Source organism: Microbacterium terrae, assembly GCF_017831975.1.
GTDB classification, from domain to species: Bacteria; Actinomycetota; Actinomycetes; order Actinomycetales; family Microbacteriaceae; genus Microbacterium; species Microbacterium terrae.
The window spans coordinates 3,016,200-3,034,281 of sequence record NZ_JAFDSS010000001.1 but is presented as its reverse complement, the minus strand read 5'-3'; the positions used below and the strand labels follow the sequence as shown (position 1 = coordinate 3,034,281).

General features: G+C 70.2%; 19 protein-coding genes. 12 read left to right on the top strand and 7 right to left on the bottom strand.

Features of this window, described 5'->3' with window-relative positions:
* Window positions 1-7 precede the first annotated feature (7 nt).
* Window positions 8-571, top strand: a complete 564-nt coding sequence (locus JOD63_RS13880) for a nucleotidyltransferase family protein (RefSeq protein ID WP_045274562.1) — start codon at window positions 8-10, stop codon at window positions 569-571.
* 11 nt (window positions 572-582) lie between these two features.
* Here JOD63_RS13880 and JOD63_RS13875 read toward each other — a convergent pair whose 3' ends face one another.
* Complete coding sequence (locus JOD63_RS13875; protein WP_045274561.1) at window positions 583-1,509, bottom strand: 2-hydroxyacid dehydrogenase; 927 nt, start codon at window positions 1,507-1,509, stop codon at window positions 583-585.
* Between the two features lie 125 nt (window positions 1,510-1,634).
* Between JOD63_RS13875 and JOD63_RS13870 the strand changes: the two genes are divergently transcribed.
* Both JOD63_RS13870 and JOD63_RS13865 read left to right on the top strand, forming a co-directional pair.
* Entirely contained in the window at window positions 1,635-2,075 is a 441-nt protein-coding gene (locus JOD63_RS13870; protein ID WP_045274560.1) for a DUF1761 domain-containing protein, read from the top strand.
* Window positions 2,076-2,184: 109 nt separating this feature from the next.
* The gene (locus JOD63_RS13865; RefSeq protein WP_045274559.1) at window positions 2,185-3,006 is read left to right on the top strand and encodes a hypothetical protein; all 822 of its coding nucleotides are present in this window, start codon (window positions 2,185-2,187) and stop codon (window positions 3,004-3,006) included.
* A 44-nt stretch (window positions 3,007-3,050) separates the two neighbouring features.
* Here JOD63_RS13865 and purQ read toward each other — a convergent pair whose 3' ends face one another.
* Both purQ and purS read right to left on the bottom strand, forming a co-directional pair.
* On the bottom strand, window positions 3,051-3,758 hold the full coding sequence (gene purQ, locus JOD63_RS13860) for a phosphoribosylformylglycinamidine synthase subunit PurQ (RefSeq protein ID WP_045274558.1): 708 nt from the start codon (window positions 3,756-3,758) through the stop codon (window positions 3,051-3,053).
* Window positions 3,755-4,003 carry a phosphoribosylformylglycinamidine synthase subunit PurS gene (gene purS / locus JOD63_RS13855; protein WP_045274557.1) on the bottom strand — a complete coding sequence of 83 codons (249 nt, stop codon included), beginning with the start codon at window positions 4,001-4,003 and terminating at the stop codon, window positions 3,755-3,757. Before purS ends, purQ begins: the two co-directional genes overlap by 4 nt.
* 349 nt (window positions 4,004-4,352) lie before the next feature.
* On the opposite strand from purS, the gene JOD63_RS13850 reads away from it, so the two are divergent.
* From JOD63_RS13850 to JOD63_RS13830, 5 genes are all read left to right on the top strand, one after another.
* Window positions 4,353-5,627: an ABC transporter substrate-binding protein gene (locus JOD63_RS13850; RefSeq protein ID WP_045274556.1), complete on the top strand. Its 1,275-nt coding sequence runs from the start codon at window positions 4,353-4,355 to the stop codon at window positions 5,625-5,627.
* An 88-nt stretch (window positions 5,628-5,715) separates the two neighbouring features.
* Window positions 5,716-6,747 carry a carbohydrate ABC transporter permease gene (locus JOD63_RS13845; protein ID WP_045274555.1) on the top strand — a complete coding sequence of 344 codons (1,032 nt, stop codon included), beginning with the start codon at window positions 5,716-5,718 and terminating at the stop codon, window positions 6,745-6,747.
* Complete coding sequence (locus tag JOD63_RS13840) at window positions 6,744-7,655, top strand: carbohydrate ABC transporter permease (RefSeq protein WP_045274554.1); 912 nt, start codon at window positions 6,744-6,746, stop codon at window positions 7,653-7,655. Before JOD63_RS13845 ends, JOD63_RS13840 begins: the two co-directional genes overlap by 4 nt.
* Window positions 7,656-7,706: 51 nt before the next feature.
* Window positions 7,707-9,176 carry a GH1 family beta-glucosidase gene (locus tag JOD63_RS13835; protein ID WP_045274553.1) on the top strand — a complete coding sequence of 490 codons (1,470 nt, stop codon included), beginning with the start codon at window positions 7,707-7,709 and terminating at the stop codon, window positions 9,174-9,176.
* Between the two features lie 36 nt (window positions 9,177-9,212).
* Window positions 9,213-10,226 (top strand): LacI family DNA-binding transcriptional regulator, encoded by a 1,014-nt coding sequence (locus JOD63_RS13830; protein WP_045274552.1) that lies wholly within the window; start codon window positions 9,213-9,215, stop codon window positions 10,224-10,226.
* A 271-nt stretch (window positions 10,227-10,497) separates the two neighbouring features.
* Here JOD63_RS13830 and JOD63_RS13825 read toward each other — a convergent pair whose 3' ends face one another.
* The 3 genes from JOD63_RS13825 to JOD63_RS13815 form a co-directional block, all read right to left on the bottom strand.
* Window positions 10,498-11,337, bottom strand: a complete 840-nt coding sequence (locus tag JOD63_RS13825; protein WP_211088197.1) for a VOC family protein — start codon at window positions 11,335-11,337, stop codon at window positions 10,498-10,500.
* A gap of 115 nt (window positions 11,338-11,452) precedes the next feature.
* Window positions 11,453-12,790, bottom strand: a complete 1,338-nt coding sequence (locus JOD63_RS13820) for a uracil-xanthine permease family protein (RefSeq protein ID WP_045274550.1) — start codon at window positions 12,788-12,790, stop codon at window positions 11,453-11,455.
* Between the two features lie 91 nt (window positions 12,791-12,881).
* On the bottom strand, window positions 12,882-13,850 hold the full coding sequence (locus JOD63_RS13815) for a phosphoribosylaminoimidazolesuccinocarboxamide synthase (protein WP_045274549.1): 969 nt from the start codon (window positions 13,848-13,850) through the stop codon (window positions 12,882-12,884).
* A gap of 113 nt (window positions 13,851-13,963) precedes the next feature.
* Between JOD63_RS13815 and JOD63_RS13810 the strand changes: the two genes are divergently transcribed.
* From JOD63_RS13810 to JOD63_RS13795, 4 genes are read left to right on the top strand one after another with little or no spacing between them, the layout of a single operon-like run.
* Entirely contained in the window at window positions 13,964-14,584 is a 621-nt protein-coding gene (locus JOD63_RS13810) for a PadR family transcriptional regulator (RefSeq protein WP_045274548.1), read from the top strand.
* A 44-nt stretch (window positions 14,585-14,628) separates the two neighbouring features.
* Complete coding sequence (locus tag JOD63_RS13805; protein WP_045274583.1) at window positions 14,629-16,140, top strand: DHA2 family efflux MFS transporter permease subunit; 1,512 nt, start codon at window positions 14,629-14,631, stop codon at window positions 16,138-16,140.
* A 36-nt stretch (window positions 16,141-16,176) separates the two neighbouring features.
* Window positions 16,177-16,566, top strand: coding sequence for a DUF202 domain-containing protein (locus JOD63_RS13800; RefSeq protein WP_045274547.1), 390 nt, complete (start codon window positions 16,177-16,179; stop codon window positions 16,564-16,566).
* Window positions 16,563-16,919 (top strand): DUF202 domain-containing protein, encoded by a 357-nt coding sequence (locus JOD63_RS13795; protein WP_045274546.1) that lies wholly within the window; start codon window positions 16,563-16,565, stop codon window positions 16,917-16,919. The genes JOD63_RS13800 and JOD63_RS13795 overlap by 4 nt, the downstream gene beginning before the upstream one ends.
* Window positions 16,920-16,953: 34 nt before the next feature.
* Here the strand turns inward: JOD63_RS13795 and JOD63_RS13790 are convergent, their stop codons facing one another.
* A complete protein-coding gene (locus tag JOD63_RS13790; RefSeq protein ID WP_045274545.1) occupies window positions 16,954-18,006 on the bottom strand; it encodes a sulfite exporter TauE/SafE family protein in 1,053 nt (350 codons plus the stop codon).
* Window positions 18,007-18,082: the final 76 nt, after the last annotated feature.

Below are 18,082 nucleotides of genomic sequence, written 5' to 3'. Positions count from 1 at the left end.
GGTCGGGATGCTGGTCGGTCTGGTGCTCGCCGCCGGCGCCGGCACGCGATTCGGCGGCCCCAAAGGCCTCGCACGCGACGCCGGCGGTGCGCCGTGGACAGTGATCGCCGTCGACGTTCTGCGTCGTGCCGGCTGCGACCGGGTTGTCGTCGCGGTCGGGGCGTGCGCCGACGAGGTCGCCGCGCTCGTGCCGCCGGTCGCGGAGGTGGTGGTGGTCGCGGACTGGGCCGACGGGATGGCGGCGTCGCTGCGCGCCGGCCTCTCCGCCGCGCTCGCTCCCGGGGGCGCGGAGGCGGTCGTGATCGTGCCGGTCGACACTCCGGAGCTGCCGGCCTCGGCGGTGCGCCGCGTGGTCTCGGCGCTCGGCGACGGCGTCGCCGGCGGACTCGCGCAGGCCGTGTACGGCGGCCGGCCGGGGCATCCCGTGGTCATCGGAGCCGAGCACGTCGACGCGGTGATCGCCACGATCACCGGCGACCGCGGCGCGCGGGGGTATCTGCGGCGCCACGGCGTGGTCGAGGTCGAATGCTCCGACCTCTGGTCCGGCGACGACCACGACCAGCGGGCCTGAGCGGGCTGGATTCAGCCGCCGAGGACGACGTTCAGCGGCTGCTCGCCCGCCAGCATCCGTTCGATCTGGCGCTTGACGAGTCGCGCGACGCGGGGTCGCATCGCGCTCGACGCGCCGCCGACGTGCGGGGCGATCAGCACGCCGGGGAGGCCCCAGAGCGGGTGGTCGGCCGGCAGCGGCTCGGGGTCGGTCACATCGAGCGCGGCGCGGATGCGGCCGCGGCGCACGTGCTCGACGAGCGCGTCGGTGTCGATCACCGGGCCGCGGCCGACGTTGACCACCAGTGCGCCGTCGGGAAGAGCGGCGAGGAACGTGTCGTCGACGAGGCCGCGCGTGGCGTCGCCGCCCGGGAGGGTGACGATCACGATCTCGGCATCGGGGAGGAGCGACGGCAGCTCGTCGACGCCGTGCACGGTGACCCCGTCCTCGACGCGGGCACGTGAGGCCACCGCGGTGATCTCGACCTCGAACCCCGCGAGGCGCGCGGCGACCGCGGTGCCCACGCCGCCCCAGCCGAGCACGAGCACCCGCCGGTCGGCGAGGCTGTCGGCGAACACCGGCGCCCAGCGGCCGGCGGCGGTGTCGACGGCGAACGCGTCGATCCGACGCTGCGCGGCGATCGTGAGCCCGACGGCGAGCTCGGCGGTCGAGGTCTCGTGCACGCTCGCCGCGTTGGCGAAGCGGAGGCCATCCGGCAGCAGGCCGGCGACCCCGTCGTAGCCGATCGACTGGCCCTGCACGAGGCCGACCTCGACGCCTTCGAGACGGGCCAGCACCTTCGCCATCGACATGTACGGCGGAACGACCATGTCGAATCGGTCGCGCGGTGCGGGGGCGTCCATCGGCCACACCACGAGCTCGACTCCGGCGGGGAGCGGCTGCAGATCGGCGGCGAGCTGATCGGTCGGAACACTGACGACGAGATCGGATGCTGTCACCCGACCACGCTACGCGATGCCGCGAGGCGTCGGGTCGGGCATCCGTCACCGCGCGTCACCGCGCCCGCCCCGGCGCCGGGGAGTAGCCTCGCGCCAGGAGACAGGCCCGACCCGAGGAGGCTGCCATGCAGGTGCCCGAGATCAACTACTGGGCGGTCATCATCGCCACCTTGTCGACGATGGTCGTCGGCTCGATCTGGTACACGCCGAAGGTGTTCGGCACGCGCTGGGCGAAGCTCGCGAACGTCGACCTGAACGCCGAGAAGACGGGGCTGCAGGCCTGGATGCCGATCATCGTGACGGTCATCGTGAGCTTCGTGTCTGCCTGGGTGCTGGCCGGCGCGTCATCGATCGCGTGGCACTTCTACGAGGGTTCGTACCTGTGGGCCGCGCTCGGCACGGCGATCATCCTGTGGGCGGGGTTCACGGCGGCGCGGTTCATCACCCATGACGCGTTCGAGGGGCGGCCGTCGTCGCTCACGGTGCTGAACATCGCGCACGAGCTCGTGACGTTCGTCGTGATGGGCATCATCATCGGCGTCTGGCCCCCGGCCGGCACGGTCTGATCGGGGCGTTGCGTCTGGTCGCGGGGCTCCCTCGCTCAACGCCCGGCATGCCCCGGCACCCCCGTGAACGGAGCGAGTCGGAACGCGCGCATGTGAGACGATGCCCGGGATGGACACTCTGAGCCGCGACGAGCTGCATGCTCTGCGTGCACGCGCATACGGCCCCGCAGCCGACATCGAGGGTGATCCCGAAGCGCTCCGCCGGCTCCGGGACCTCGAGGGCAAGGCGCGTGGCCAGCGCGTCGAGAACGCCGACACCCCGCAGGCGCGCGGCGACGCGACCGCATCCGATGCCGCCCCCGCGCAGGACGCGGCTGAGCAGACCGCGCCGAGTGGTCCCCGGCAGTCGTCCGCGCCGTCCGGTGAGACCGCCCGGCCGGCGTCGCCCGCTCAGGCACCGCGCACGCTCCGGTCGTGGCTGATCCCGTTGCTCGTCCTGGTCCTCGCCGTCGGCGTCACCGTCGCCGTGACCGCCGCCACCGTCGCGCTCACTCGGACGGAGGGTGCGGAATTCACGGTGGCCGCGCCGAAGATCGCCACGCTCGAGCCTGACCCGAGTCTCGTCGTTCCCGAGGGCTTCATGGGCGTGGCCGTCGATTCGCTGGTATACGACTTCCACGGGCTGACGCTGTTCACCGCAGCCGAGGGCTTCCCGTCGACCGGGGACACATGCTTCATGGTGGTCGCGTCGGCTGACGTGCCCGACACGATCCCGTCCGACGGATACTCCTGGTCGTCGACGTCGCCCACGTACTCCGGATGCACCGCCGCGGCGTTCCCCGCGATCGCCCAGTTCACGGTGACCGAGGCCATGCCCGAGGAGTTCCGCGCCGCGTTCCCCGAGGGCACCGGGGTGATGTTCGTCCTGAACGACGGGCGGATCGATGTCTACCGCTCGGATGCTGAGGAGTCGGTCGCTCCCCAGCCGTGAGGTGCTCGGACTCCCCGGCGGCCGAGCGGGGTCAGCGAGGCGGCTCAGGCCGCGGCGGCGACCACCGCGGCGATCGCCGAGGTGAAGAACGGCAGGCCGTCGACGCCCGAGCGCATGGCTTCGGCGGTGTTCGGGCCGAAGCCCGGCTCGACGGCATGCTCGGGGTGCGGCATGAGCCCCACCACGTTGCCGCGCTCGTTGGTGATGCCCGCGATGTCGCGGAGCGACCCGTTCGGGTTCACGCCGAGGTAGCGGAACGCGACGAGGCCCTCGCCTTCGAGGCGGTCGAGCTCGTCATCGGAGGCGATGTAGCCGCCGTCGGCGTTCTTGAGCGGGATCACGATCTCCTGCCCGAGATCGAAGCCGCTCGTCCAGGCCGTGTCGGCGTTCTCGACGCGCAGCTTCTGGTCGCGGCGGATGAACTGCTGGTGGGCGTTGCGGATGAGGCCGCCGGGCAGCAGGTGCGCCTCGACGAGCATCTGGAAGCCGTTGCAGATGCCGAGGATGGGCATCCCCTGGGCCGCGGCATCCTTCACCTCGGCCATGATCGGCGCGAGCGCCGCGATGGCACCGGCGCGCAGGTAGTCGCCGTAGCTGAAGCCGCCGGGGAGCACGAGGGCGTCGACGCCGTCGAGGTCGTGCGAGCCGTGCCAGAGGGCGACGGGCTCGCCGCCGGCGATCTCGATCGCGCGCTGTGCGTCGCGGTCGTCGAGCGAGCCGGGGAAGGTGATGACCCCGACGCGGGTGGTCACGCGACCACCTCGACGCCCACCACGTCTTCGATCACCGAGTTCGAGAGGATCTCGTCGGCGATGCGCTTCGCCTCGGCGAGCACCTCGTCGGTCACCTCACCCTCGACGGTGAGCTCGAATCGCTTGCCGATGCGGACGGAGGAGAAGTCTTCGACACCCAGACGCGCGAGGGCGCCGGAGACGGCCTTCCCCTGGGGGTCGAGCAGCTCGGCCTTGGGCATGACGTCGACGACGATGGTGGGCATGAGTCCTCCTGGCGGCCGCGTGCGGCCGCTGCGGTCGGTCGTTGAGCGACGAGCGCAGCGAGGAGTCGAAACGCCGGATGTCGCGGGGCAGGGGTCGGCTCCAGTCTACGGTCCCCGCATCCGTCCCGCGATTCCGGGTCGGGTGGACGCCCATGGGCACGTCCGTCGACGTCGTGACACAACCGTGACGAAACCATGGGAGCGCTCCCTTGACATTCGTGGGAGCGATCCCATAGCGTTACCCATCGTCCGGTGGGAACGCTCCCACGGCACCGGGGCTCAGACGCGAAGTCGCGAGAGCCCATCTGCAACACACCAGCATCCGATCTGAAAACACAAAGGAGTGACAGTGAACACTCGTGCCTTCCGCAGAAGCGCAGTGGCAGTCGCCGCCTTCTCGGCAACCGCAATCGTCCTCGCCGGCTGTGCCGGTGGTGGCGGCGAGGAGCCGGCCGGCGACAGCGATGAGCCGGTCACGCTCACCATCGCCACGTTCAACGACTTCGGCTACACCGACGAGCTCCTCCAGCAGTACATGGACGAGCACCCGAACGTCACCGTGGAGCACACCCGTGCAGCCGAGTCGGGCGACGCCCGCTCGAACTACTTCGCCAAGCTCGGCAAGGGCGGCCTCGCCGACATCGAAGCGGTCGAGATCGACTGGTTCGCCGAGGCGATGCAGTACTCCGACATGCTCGCCGAGGCTCCCGACTCGGTGAAGGGCCGCTGGCTCGACTGGAAGGAGGCCGCTGCGACCGACGCCGACGGCCGTCTGGTCGGCTTCGGCACCGACATCGGCCCGCAGGGAATCTGCTACCGCGCCGACCTGTTCGAGGCCGCCGGCCTGCCCAGCGACCGCGAGGGCGTCGCCGACCTGTTCAACGGCGACTGGGAGAACTTCCTCGACGTGGCCGACCAGTACAAGGAAGCCACCGGCAAGCCGATGATCGACTCGGCGAACTCGGTGCTCCAGGGCATCGTCAACCAGATCGAGTACACGTACACCGAGTCGGACGGCACGGTCATCGCGACCAGCAACCCCGAGATCGAGAACGCGTACAAGCTCGTCACCGAGCGCGCCATCCCGAACTCGGCCTACTCGGGCCAGTGGTCGGACGACTGGTTCGCCTCGATGGCCAACGGTGAGTTCGCCACCATGCTCTGCCCCGGCTGGATGCTGGGTGTCATCTCGGGCAACGCTGCAGACGTGACCGGGTGGGACATCGCGGATGTCTTCCCCAACGGCGGCGGCAACTGGGGCGGCTCGTACCTGACCGTTCCGGCCGACGGCGCCAACGTCGACGCGGCGCTCGCGCTCGCCGACTGGCTGACGGCTCCCGAGCAGCAGATGCAGGCGTTCGCTGCCGCGGGCACCTTCCCGAGCCAGGTCGAGGCGCTCGAGAGCGACGAGCTCGCATCGGCGACGAACGAGTACTTCAACGACGCCCCGACCGGTGAGATCCTCTCGACCCGCGCCGAGGCCGTCACGGTCGCGCCCTACAAGGACGCGAGCTACTTCAAGTACCACGACGCGCTCCAGAACGCGGTCAACCGCGTCTTCGACGGTGTCGAGGACGAGCAGACCTCGTGGGACACGTGGGTCGCCGAGGTCGAGGCCTTCTGAGCCGCTGACCTGACCAGCTGACCGGGTGGGTGCGGGAGTCCGCTCCCGCACCCACCCGGCATCCACCCCATTCGAACCGGAGCCACTCGTGACCACCACCGAAGCGCGTCCCGTAGCGCCGCCGGCCGGATCTGAGCCCGAAGCGCGGCGCGTGCGCGTACTCTCGTTCAGCCAGAAGCTGAGCCGCTGGGACCTCAAGTTCTCGCCGTTCCTCTACATCTCGCCGTTCTTCATCATGTTCGCCGTCGTGGGCCTCTTCCCGATCGCGTACACCGCCGTCATCTCGTTCATGGACTGGGATCTCGTGCGCAACGAGGGCGAGTTCATCGGCATCGGCCAGTACGTCTGGCTCCTGCAGAACCCCCACTTCTGGGCGGCGCTGCGCAACACCTTCAGCATCTTCCTGCTCTCGAGCGTGCCGCAGCTGATCCTCGCGATCTTCATCGCCGCGATGCTCGACAAGAACATCCGCGCCAAGACGTTCTGGCGTACGAGCGTGCTGCTCCCGTACGTGATGGCCCCGGTCGCTGTCGCCCTCATCTTCAGCAACATGTTCGGCGACAACCACGGCCTGGTGAACAACATCCTCACCGACCTGGGTCTCCCGGCCGTCCAGTGGCACAAGGAAGTCTTCGCGAGCCATGTCGCCATCGCCACGATGGTCAACTTCCGCTGGGTCGGCTACAACGCACTGATCCTCCTCGCCGCCATGCAGGCTGTGCCGCGCGAATACTACGAGGCGGCGACCGTCGACGGCGCCGGCGGATTCCGCCAGTTCTGGTCGATCACGCTGCCGTCGCTGCGGCCCACCCTCATCTTCGTGATCATCACGTCGACGATCGGCGGCCTGCAGATCTTCGACGAGCCGAGCCAGTTCGACAACACCGGCGAAGGCGGGTCGGCCCAGCAGTGGCTGACGATCTCGCTGTTCCTCTACAACATCGGCTGGCGCGAGTGGAACTTCGGCCGGGCCGCCGCGCTCGCGTGGATCCTGTTCCTCATCATCCTCGTGATCGGCCTCATCAACCTCGCGATCACCCGCCGGCTCGTCCGCGACGAAGGCGGCCGAGGCGTCTCGCCGCTCAAGCGCGGCCTGTTCAAGAAGGGAGCGGGCCGATGACCGCCGCACCCCCCCTCTCGCTCGTCGAGCACGAGGCGCCCGGGCGTCGCGGACGCCACGACCGCGACCGCACCACCAAGATCCGCGGCTACCGCGCCGGATTCTGGGTCTACGCCGGCCTCGGCGTGGTGATCGTCTCTGCGATCTTCCCCTACTACTGGTCCTTCCTCATCGGCTCGGGCGACTCGACCACGATCAACGACCCGAACATGTCGTGGATCCCGGGCGGCAACTTCATCGCCAACGCCCTCGAGGTGGTCAACGACCCCGCCGTCGGCTTCTGGAAGGCGCTGTGGAACTCGCTGTACAGCTCCACCCTGATCGCCGCAGCCGTCGTGCTCACCTCCACGCTCGCCGGCTGGGCGTTCGCGAAGCTCCGCTTCGCGGGCAGCAAGGGCCTGCTCGTGTTCGTCGTCGCCACGATGGCGATCCCGACGCAGCTCGGCGTCGTGCCGCTGTACATCCTGTTCGCCGACCTCGGCTGGACGGGCCAGATCGGGGCGATCATCATCCCCGCGATCACGAGCGCGTTCGGCGTGTTCTGGATGACGCAGTACCTGCAGCAGACCGTGCCCGATGAGCTCATCGAGGCAGCACGCGTGGATGGAGCCACGATGATGCGCACGTTCTGGACGATCGGCGTCCCCGCCGCACGCCCGGCCGCGTCGATGCTGTTCCTGTTCACGTTCGTCGGTGCCTGGAACAACTTCTTCTGGCCGTTCATCGTGCTCGACCGTCGCGATCCCACGCTGACCGTGGCACTGTCGATGCTGCAGTCAAACTACTTCGTCGACTATTCGATCGTGCTCTCGGGCGTGCTCCTGGCAACCGTTCCGCTGCTGATCCTGTTCGCCGTCGCCGGCAAGCAGCTCGTCAGTGGCATCATGGCCGGCGCCGTCAAGGGCTGAGCCCGCCCGCATCCCCACACTTCCCCACACACACGAGAGGACGGCGTCAGCATGACCGCGACTCCCACTCGCCCCTTCCCGTCGAACTTCCTGTTCGGTGCCGCCACCGCGGCCTACCAGATCGAGGGTGCCGCCCATGAGGACGGGCGCCGCGACTCCATCTGGGACGCGTTCTCGCGCGTGCCGGGCGCCGTGATCAACGCCGACAACGGCGATGTCGCGTGCGACCACTACCACCGCTACGCCGACGACGTCGCGCTCATGAAGCGGATGGGTCTGCAGACCTACCGCTTCTCGACGTCGTGGTCGCGGGTGCGTCCCGACGGCGGAGCGGTCAACGCGCAGGGCGTCGACTTCTACAAGCGTCTGGTCGACGAGCTGCTCGGCGCCGACATCCTGCCGTGGCTCACGCTCTACCACTGGGACCTGCCGCAGGCGCTCCAGGAGAAGGGCGGCTGGGCGAACCGCGACACCGCGGAGCTGTTCACCGAGTACGCACTCACGATGCACGACGCCCTCGGCGACCGCGTGAACGTGTGGACGACGCTCAACGAGCCGTGGTGCTCGTCCTTCCTCAGCTACACCGCGGGCATCCACGCGCCCGGCCACTACAGCGTCGAGGAGGGGATGCTCGCATCCCACCACCTGCTCCTCGGTCACGGTCAGACCGTGCGGGAGCTCCGCGCACGCGACGAGTCGCTGAACCTCGGCATCACGCTGAACTTCACCGTCGCCGAGCCGGCCGATCCGAACAGCCCCGCCGACCTCGACGCCGCGCGCCGGCTCGACGGGCAGCACAACCGCTGGTTCCTCGACCCCGTGTTCCGTGGCGCGTACCCGGCCGACATCGTCGAGGACTTCCGTGCGGTGGATGCCGCGGCGGTCGAGTCCTTCGAGAAGGCGGTGCAGCCGGGCGACCTCGAGGTCATCTCGGCGCCCCTCGACTCGCTCGGTGTGAACTACTACCACGGCGACCTCGTCGGCGGCACGCCGTCGGCGAACCCGCCGCGGGGCGGCGACGCTCCCACCGACCGGCCGAGCAACTCGCCGTTCCCGTCGCACGAGGGCATCCACAACTACGAGCGCGGCCTCGAGCGCACGTCGATGCACTGGGAGGTGCAGCCCGCCGGTCTCACCGCGCTGCTGTCGCGCGTGTGGAGCGAGTACGCCGAGCCCGCCGGCACCGTGCTGTACGTCACCGAGAACGGTGCGGCGTACGACGACGAGCCGGTGGCCGAGGACGGCGAGACCCGCGTCCACGACGACGAGCGCGTCGACTTCGTGCGCGGGCACCTGGGTGCCATCCTCGACGCTCAGGATGCCGGTGTCGACGTGCGCGGCTACTTCTACTGGTCGTTCCTCGACAACTTCGAGTGGGCCTGGGGCTACGAGAAGCGCTTCGGCATCGTGCGCGTCGACTACGACACCCAGGAGCGGGCGGTCAAGGACTCCGGCCTGGAGTACAGCCGCATCATCGCCGCACGCGCGCTCGACGCCGTCCCGGCGTCGGTCGCGGTGTAGCGTCGAGCCGCGGGCGAACAGGAGGGTGTGACGCCGATGGTGACGGATGCGATCCGCGGGACGGTGACGATCGAAGAGGTGGCCGCAGCGGCGGGCGTCTCACGCTCGACCGTGTCGCGCGTCGTGAACGGCTCCACGGCGGTCAGCCCGGAGGCGCTCGAGTCGGTGCAGCGCGCGATCACGGAGCTCAACTACGTGCCCAACCGTGCCGCGCGCTCGCTCGCGAGCCGGCAGACCCACGCCATCGCGCTGATCGTCCCCGAAGACACCACGCGGTTCTTCGGCGACCCGTTCTTCGCCGCGATCGTGTCGGGGATCAATGCGCGCCTGAGCCGGTCGGACTACGTGCTGAACCTCTTCATCGCGAGCGACGACCCGGGCGACAAGACCACCTCGTACGTGCGCTCCGGCGCCGTCGACGGGGCGATCGTGGTCTCGCACCACACGAGCGACACGTTCATCGACCGCATCGCGACGGTGGTGCCGGTCGTCTACGGCGGGCGCCCCGTGCGGGAGCGCGAGCGCGACTACTACGTCGACGTCGACAACGTGCGCGGCGCCTATGACGCCACGACGTACCTGGTCGAGAGCAGTCGGCGCCGCATCGCCACGATCACCGGCCCCCTCGACATGCCTGCGGGCGTCGACCGGCTGCAGGGCTTCCACGACGCGCTGCGCGCGTGGGACCTCGAGCCGGTCGCGGTCGAGGACGGCAACTTCACCTCCGACGGCGGCGCCGCCGCGATGCAGCGCATCCTCGACGCGGGTCACCGACCCGACGCCCTGTTCGTCGCGAGCGATCTCATGGCGCGCGGCGCCCTCGCGGTGCTCGGACGAGCCGGCATCCGGGTGCCCGAAGACCTCGCGATCATCGGCTTCGACGACTCCCCGGTGGCGACCTCCGTCGTCCCGCACCTGACGACGATGCGCCAGCCCTCGTTCGCGCAGGGGGAGAGGATGGCCACGACGCTGCTCGACATCCTCGCCGGGCGGCATCCGCGTCACGTCACGATCCTCGAGACCGAGCTGGTCGTCCGCGACTCCGTCTGACGGTCCGGGCGTTTCGTCTCGCTGCGCTCGCTCAACGACCGCGAGCCCTTCCGGTCGTTGAGCGAGGAGCGCAGCGACGAGACGAAACGCGCGCGAGCCCTTCCGGCGGTCTGAGTGGGGCGTTTCGTCTCGCTGCGCTCGCTCAACGACCGTGCGCGCCTCCGGTGGCCTGAGTCGGGCGTTTCGTCTCGCTGCGCTCGCTCAACGACCGCGAGCCCTTACCGGTCGTTGAGCGAGGAGCGCAGCGACGAGACGAAACGCGCGCCGCGGCTCAGCCGCGCCCGGCCACCGTGGCCTGCAGCAGGTTCGCCCACGGGTCGTCGAACGCCAGCGTGCGTCCGTCGTCGCGCACCGTGACGCCGTGGTGGCGCAGCCGCTCGGCGAGGGCGCCGAGCGCGTCGGCGTCGGGCAGGTCGAGGTCGACGCGGCCGAGCCCCAGTGCAGGCATCCGTGGCCCGGCGCCGCGCGAGTTCCACACGTTCATCGCCATGTGGTGGTGGTAGCCGCCGGCGCTGACGAACACGGCCTGGTTGCCGAGGCCGGCGGTCTCGTCGAAGCCGAGGGCGCCGACGTAGAACGCGCGGGCGCTCGCGACGTCGCCGACCGACAGATGCACGTGGCCGACGGATGCCGCGTCCGCGGCGGTCGAGCCGAGCGCGGCGTCCTCGGTCAGGTGCTCGCGGAGGAACTGGTTGGGGTCGAGGTAGAGCGTGGCCATCTCGATCTGCCCGTGCGTCCACGACCACGCGGTGCGGGCGCGGTCCCAGTACAGCTCGATGCCGTTGCCCTCAGGATCGGTGAAGTAGAACGCCTGGCTGACCAGGTGATCGGCCGAGCCGGTGAAGGTGCCGGGGGCGTGCTGCGCGACGCTGTACAGCGCGGCCGCGAGCGCGCGCTGACTCTCGAAGAGGATCGCGGTGTGGAAGAGACCGGCCGACCCGGGGGTGGCGTGCTTCAGGGCGGGTTCGTGGCGCAGCACCACGATCGGTCGCCCGGCGCGGCCCAGGGTGACGGTGTCGCCGTCGGCGGCGATCACCTGCAGCGTCACGACGTCGCGGTAGTACCGCGTCATCGCGTCGAGGTCGCCGACGAGCAGGGTCACGGCGCCCATCGCGGCGTCGGCGGCGAGCTTGTCGGCGGGAGTCACGTCATTCACGTGTAGATACAACCATTGTTCCGGATGCCGCATTCCCGGCCGCCCCGGGATGCGGCATCCGTCACCGCGATCAGGCGTCCTGCGGGTCGCCGCCGAGCTGGCCCATCGCCGGGATGGGGCCGCCGTCGTCGGCACCGGTGCGGCGCCAGCGGGCGATGAGGTTGCCGAGGTGGTAGATGAGCAGGGCTGCCGCTGAGCCGATGACGATGGCCCCGAGCTGGAAGTCGCCCCACTGCATGGTGAACCCGGCGATCGCGATCACGAGGGCGACCGCGGCGGTGTACTGGTTGACCGGGCGCGAGAAGTCCACGCCGTTGTCGACCCAGATCTTGATGCCGATGACGCCGATGAGTCCGTAGAGCGCGGTCGTCACGCCGCCGAGCACACCCGCCGGGATCGAGTTGAACACCGCACCGACGACGGGCGAGAGCGACAGCAGGATCGCGAACGCGCCCGCGACCCAGTACGCGGCGGTCGAGTAGACGCGGGTGGCCGCCATGACCCCGATGTTCTCGCCGTACGTCGTCGTGCCCGAACCGCCGAACGCGCCGGCGAGCGTGGTCGCCGCACCGTCGGCGATGAGCGCGCGTCCGGTCTGGCGGTTGACCGAGCGCGTGGTCATGGTGGCCACACCGCGCACGTGGCCGACGTTCTCGGCGATGAGCACCAGCACGACCGGCAGGAACATGGCGATGACCGACCAGGTGCCCGGCGAGGCGAAGTCGGCGAGGTGGAACTCGGGGAGCCCGATCCACTGGCCCTTCTCGATCAGCGCGTTCACCGCGGTGAAGTCGACCTCCTGGCGGATCAGCGCCACCGCGTAGCCGATGATCACGCCGAGGAAGATCGAGATGCGCCCGAGGAACCCGCGGAAGAGCACGCTGCAGAGCACGACCGACACCAGGGTGATGGTCGCCGTGATCGGCGCCTGCTGGAAGTTCGTCCACGCCACCGGCGCCAGGTTGAACCCGATGAGCGCGACGATGGCGCCCGCGACCACGGGCGGCATCAGCTTGTCGATCCAGCCGATGCCGACGAACTGCACGACGAACCCGACGAGGGCGAGCAGGATGCCGACGGCCACGATGCCCGCGAGCGCCGAGCCCATGCCCTGCGAGGCCGTCGCCGCGGTGACCGGTGCGATGAACGCGAAGGACGACCCGAGGTAGCTGGGCAGCTTGTTCCTGGTGATGATGAGGAAGAGCAGCGTGCCGACGCCCGAGAAGAACAGCGTGGTCGAGACCGGGAACCCCGTCAGGATCGGCACGAGGAACGTCGCGCCGAACATGGCGACGACGTGCTGCATGCCGATCGCGATCGTCGCGCCCCAGTTGAGGCGTTCGTCGGGCTTCACGACGGCGCCGGGCTCGACGGTGCGGCCGTTTCCGTGCAGGGTCCACTGAGGCATGGGAGCTCCTCGGTTCGATGTTCGGTTCGGTTGCGTGGTGAGCGAGTGCTCAGGTGGTGCGGGCGCAGGTGGCCGGGCCGGCGGGATGGGCTCAGGCGCCGGTCAGGCGCTCGATGAGCTCGCGGTAGCGGTCGGCGGTGCGCTCGACGATCTCGGCGGGGAGCGCCGGCGGCTCGCCCTCGCGCGGCGGCGCCCAGTTGGCGGCGAGCCAGTCGCGCACGATCTGCTTGTCGAAGCTCGCCATGCGCTCCTTCGCCGTGGTGCCGGACTCCCAGGCGGCGGCATCCCAGTAGCGCGACGAATCGCTCGTGAGCACCTCGTCGGCGAGCGTCATCACGCCGTTCGCGTCGAGACCGAACTCGAACTTCGTGTCGGCGAGGATGAGCCCCTTCGACTCGGCGAGAGCCGCCGCGCGCGCGTAGATCTCGAGCGAGAGGTCGCGCAGCTCTGCTGCACGCTCGGCGCCGACGAGTTCGACCGAACGCTCGAACGAGATGTTCTCGTCGTGTTCGCCCATCGGGGCCTTGTACGCGGGGGTGTAGATCGGCTCGGGCAGGCGGTCGCCGTCGGTGAGACCGTCGGGCAGGGGGATGCCGCACACGGTACGAGTCTGCTGGTACTCGGCCCAGCCCGAGCCGGTGAGGTAGCCGCGTACGACGCACTCGATCGGCTGCATGTCGAGGCTCTTGACCACCATGGCGCGGCCGGTGAACTGCGCGGGAACGAGCGACCGCAGGTCGTCGGCGGTGTTCGCGATGCCGTCGGGGCCGTCGCCGAGCACGCTCGTCGCGGTGAGGTGGTTCGGGATGCGCCGCCCGCCGTCGCCGCCGGCGAGCTGGTCGAACCACCACAGGCTGAGCGTCGTGAGGAGCACGCCCTTGCCCGGGATGCCGGGCTCGAGCACGTGGTCGAACGCGCTCACGCGGTCGCTCGCCACCACCAGCATCCGTTCAGGCTCTGCTCCGTCGGCGGTGTCGGCGGGCACGTACAGGTCGCGCACCTTCCCCGAGTAGACGTGGCGCCATTCGGCGAGGTCGGGGGTGGGGGCGGCATCCGTCACCCGTTCATTATCGCGGAGTGCCCCGCCGGCACCGAGCGCTCCGTCTCGCCGACGTCTTGCGCGACTCGCGCGCACCGCATATAGTCCACGTGGACTATTCGACACGGAGTGACATGATCGACCCCATCTCGCGACTCACGCCCCTCGGGCTGATGGTGCTCGCGCTGCTCGGCGAGGGCGACATGCACCCGTACGAGATGATCCGGCTGATGCGCGCGCGGCGGGACGACCGCCTCGTCACCCTGACCAACGGCACCGTCTACCACACGGTCGCGCGGCTCGAGAAGGATGCGCTCGTCGCCGAGGTCGGCGTCGACCGCGACGGCAACCGGCCCGAGCGCACCACCTACACGCTGACGGATGCCGGCGCCGCGGCCGTGCCCGAGTGGGTGCGGCGCGAGCTCGTCGCCCCCGGCATGCCCGACCGGTTCCGGGTGGCGCTGGCCGAGGCGCACAACCTCGACCGCGCAGAGGCGATCGCGCTGCTCGCGTTGCGGCGAGGCGCGCTCGAGCAGGCGCGCGTCGCGCTCGCCGCGGGCCTCGTCCACGCGGGCGAGAAGGGCGTGCCCGCTCAGTACCTGCTCGAACTCGACCGCGACGTGGCGCTCATCGCCGCCGACCTCGCGTGGCTCGACACCGCCGTCGCGCGCATCTCCGATCCCGAATTCGATTGGGGCTCCACAGGGGAGCCCACCGAGCGCTACATCGCCCAGAGAGAGGCGGCACGACAGTGACCGAAGAAACCACCCGCGCGGACGCCGCGCCTGCCGACCCGCCGATCGACGCGCAGCATCCGTCGACGTCGCCCGTCAAGACCCACAGCCCGTGGCCCGCCCTCTGGGCGCTCGTCATCGGATTCTTCATGATCCTGGTCGACACCACGATCGTGTCGGTCGCGAACCCGGCGATCAAGGCCGACCTCGACCCCGGCACACCCAACCTCGACAACGTCGTGTGGGTGACGTCGGCCTACCTGCTCGCGTACGCGGTGCCGCTCCTGATCACCGGACGCCTCGGCGACCGCTTCGGCCCGAAGAACATCTACCTCACCGGCCTCGCGGTCTTCACGCTCGCCTCGCTCGCCTGCGGGCTGTCGCCCACCCTCGGCACCCTCATCGCGTTCCGCGCGGTGCAGGGCCTCGGCGCCGCGATGATGACGCCGCAGACCATGGCGGTCATCACCCGGACCTTCCCGCCGAACCAGCGCGGCGCGGCCATGGGGCTGTGGGGCGCGACCTCGGGCGTCGCCATGCTCGTCGGACCCCTCGCCGGAGGCCTCCTCGTCGACGGCTTCGGGTGGGAGTGGATCTTCTTCGTCAACATCCCCGTCGGAATCGTCGGGTTCGTGCTGGCGTGGATGCTGGTGCCCAAGCTCGAGACGCATCCGCACCGCTTCGACATCGTCGGCGTCTTCCTCAGCGCCATCGGTCTCTTCCTGATCGTCTTCGGTCTTCAGGAGGGCGAGACGTACGACTGGGGCGTGATCTGGGGACCCATCACGGTGTGGGGTCTCATCATCGCGGGCGTGGTCGTGATGGGTCTCTTCATCTGGCAGCAGTTCCGCACGAAGAGCGAGCCGCTGGTGCCGATGGAGCTGTTCCGCGACCGCAACTTCTCGGTGGCGAACATCGGCATCGCGACCGTCGGCTTCAGCGTCACCAGCATGTCGCTGCCGATGATGTTCTTCTTCCAGCTGGGTCGTGGGCTCAGCCCGACCGAATCGGCGCTGCTGCTCGTTCCCATGGCGATCGCCGCCGGTGTGCTCTCGCCGCTCGCCGGTCGCTGGCTCGACCGCACCGACCCGCGCGTGCTGCTCGTGCCCGGCCTGCTGCTGGTCGCCGGGGCGCTCGTGCTCTACTCGGTGCTCATGAACGTCGACACCCCGGTGTGGGCCTTCCTGATCCCGTCGTTCATCATGGGCGTCGGCAACGCCGGAATGTGGGGGCCGCTCGCGACCACCGCCACCCGCAACCTCGGTCCGCGGCAGGCGGGCGCCGGCGCCGGCATCTACAACACGACCCGCACGATCGGCTCGGTGCTCGGATCGGCGGCCATCGCGGTGTTCATGCAGGGCCGGCTCGAAGCGAACCTGCCGGGCGCGTCGGACGCCGGGGAAGGCTTCGGTGAGGGGACTCTTCCCGCTGTGGTCGCCGAGCCTTTCTCGACCGCCATGGCTCAGTCGATCCTGCTGTCGGCGGCCGTGCTGGTCGTCGGTGTGGTCGCCGTGCTGTTCCTCCGCCGGCCGAAGCCGGTGGCGGGAGACTGGACGGCTGCCAAGCGGGCCGACTGATCCTGCGGACCGGTGGGATTCGCGATCGATGCCAGGATGGTCGCGCGACCCGAAGGAGAACCTGTGAGCACGACGCGCTTCCCGAAGTCGGTCTTCGGCGTCGGAGAGGAACCGGATCCGCGGTTCACCCTCGCCAACGAGCGCACCTTCCTCGCGTGGAACCGCACCGCCCTCGCGCTCATCGCGGGCGGTGTGGCGCTCGAGGCGTTCGGCCTCGACCTGCATGAGGGGCTGCGGCTCGCGGCATCCATCCTCCTGGTCGTCGCGGGTCTCGTGATCCCGATCGTCGCCTGGCTCGAATGGAAGCAGACCGAGCGGGCGCTGCGCACCGGCAATGCGCTGCCGGGCGCGCGGTCGAGCATCGTGCTGGCGGTCGTGGTGTCGGCGGTCGGACTGCTCGTGCTCCTGGGCGTGCTGCTGCGATGACCGACGAGCGCGCACTCTACGACCCGGGGCTGCAGCCCGAGCGCACGGAGCTCGCCTGGCGGCGCACCGCGCTGTCGATCGGCGTCGGCTCGATCGTCGCGGCGCGGATCCTGCCCGACGTGCTCGGGTCGATCGTGTGGGCGCTGCCCGGGGTGCTGGGCATGGCCTTCGCGGTCGTCATGTGGAGCCTCGCGCGGCGCCGGTACCTGTCGTGGAACGACTCGCTCCTGAGCGACGAGCCCAGTGCCGGGCGACGCCTGCCCGGCGCCGGCCTGCTGTTCGCACTCACCGTGTTCACGGTCGGATGCGGCGCGGTGCTGCTCATCGCGACCGTGCTCGTGTCGCCGCGCTGACGCCGACGTCGAGCATCCGGCGCCCGCCGCCCGGTCAGCGCTCGGGGTGCTCGGCCGCGGCGACGGGCTCGCGGTCGGATGCGTCGGCGGTGGCGGGCGCGGATGCTTCGCCCGAGACCGCGTCGGCGTCGGCTGCCTCGTGCCCGGCAGCGGCGTCGCGCTCGGTCTGGGCCGCGGACGCGGCATCCGTCGCCTGCTCCGTCGACTCGGCCTCGCGGGCCGCCTTCGCGACCTCCTTGCGGTGCTCGGTCCACGCGATGGCGACAGCGGCGACCCAGATGACGGCGATCGAGCCGAGCACCCAGGCGGTGACCGTGCCCGAGGCCTCCCACCCGATGAGCAGGGTGCGGGTGTTGGTGAAGACGATGATTCCGCCGACGAGCGAGCCGAGCAGGCGGGCCGGCATCTTGCGCACGAGCCACGCGGCGATCGGCGCGGCGATCAGGCCGCCGAGGAGCAGGGCGCCCACCCAGGTGAGGTCGAAGCCCTCGCTGCCGAGGCCGATGAAGAAGCCGATCGAGGCGGCGACCGCGACGAGGAACTCGCTCGTGTCGATCGAGCCGATCACCTTGCGGGGCTCGATGCGGCCGCTCGCCAGCAGTGCCGGAGTGCCGACCGGGCCCCAGCCGCCGCCGCCGGTGGCGTCGAGGAAACCGCCGACGAGGCCGACCGGTGCCAGGAACCGCGAGCGGAGCGGACGCGAGGTGTCGACCTTCGGCAGGGCGCGAGCGGTGAAGCGGATGAGGATGTAGACGCCGAGGCCGAGGAGGATCCAGCTCATGATCGGCTTTGCGACATCGGTCGACAGGCTCGAGAGGAACGTCGCGCCGGCGAAGGCGCCGATGGCACCGGGGATGCCGATGCGGCGGACGACCTTCCAGTCGACGTTGCCGAAGCGCCAGTGCGAGGCTCCCGACGCGAGCGTCGTGCCGATCTCGGCGAGGTGCACAGAGGCGCTCGCCGCGGCGGGGTTGGCGCCGATCGCGAGAAGGAGCGTGGTCGAGGTCACGCCGTAGGCCATGCCCAGGGCCCCGTCGACGAGCTGCGCACCGAGTCCGACGAGGGCGAGGAGGACGAGAGTCTGCACCGGGGGGCCTTTCCTTCAATTCCGATTGGATTGATAGGAATTGAATCGGCTGGGCAGTGGTGCGGCAAGGAATGTG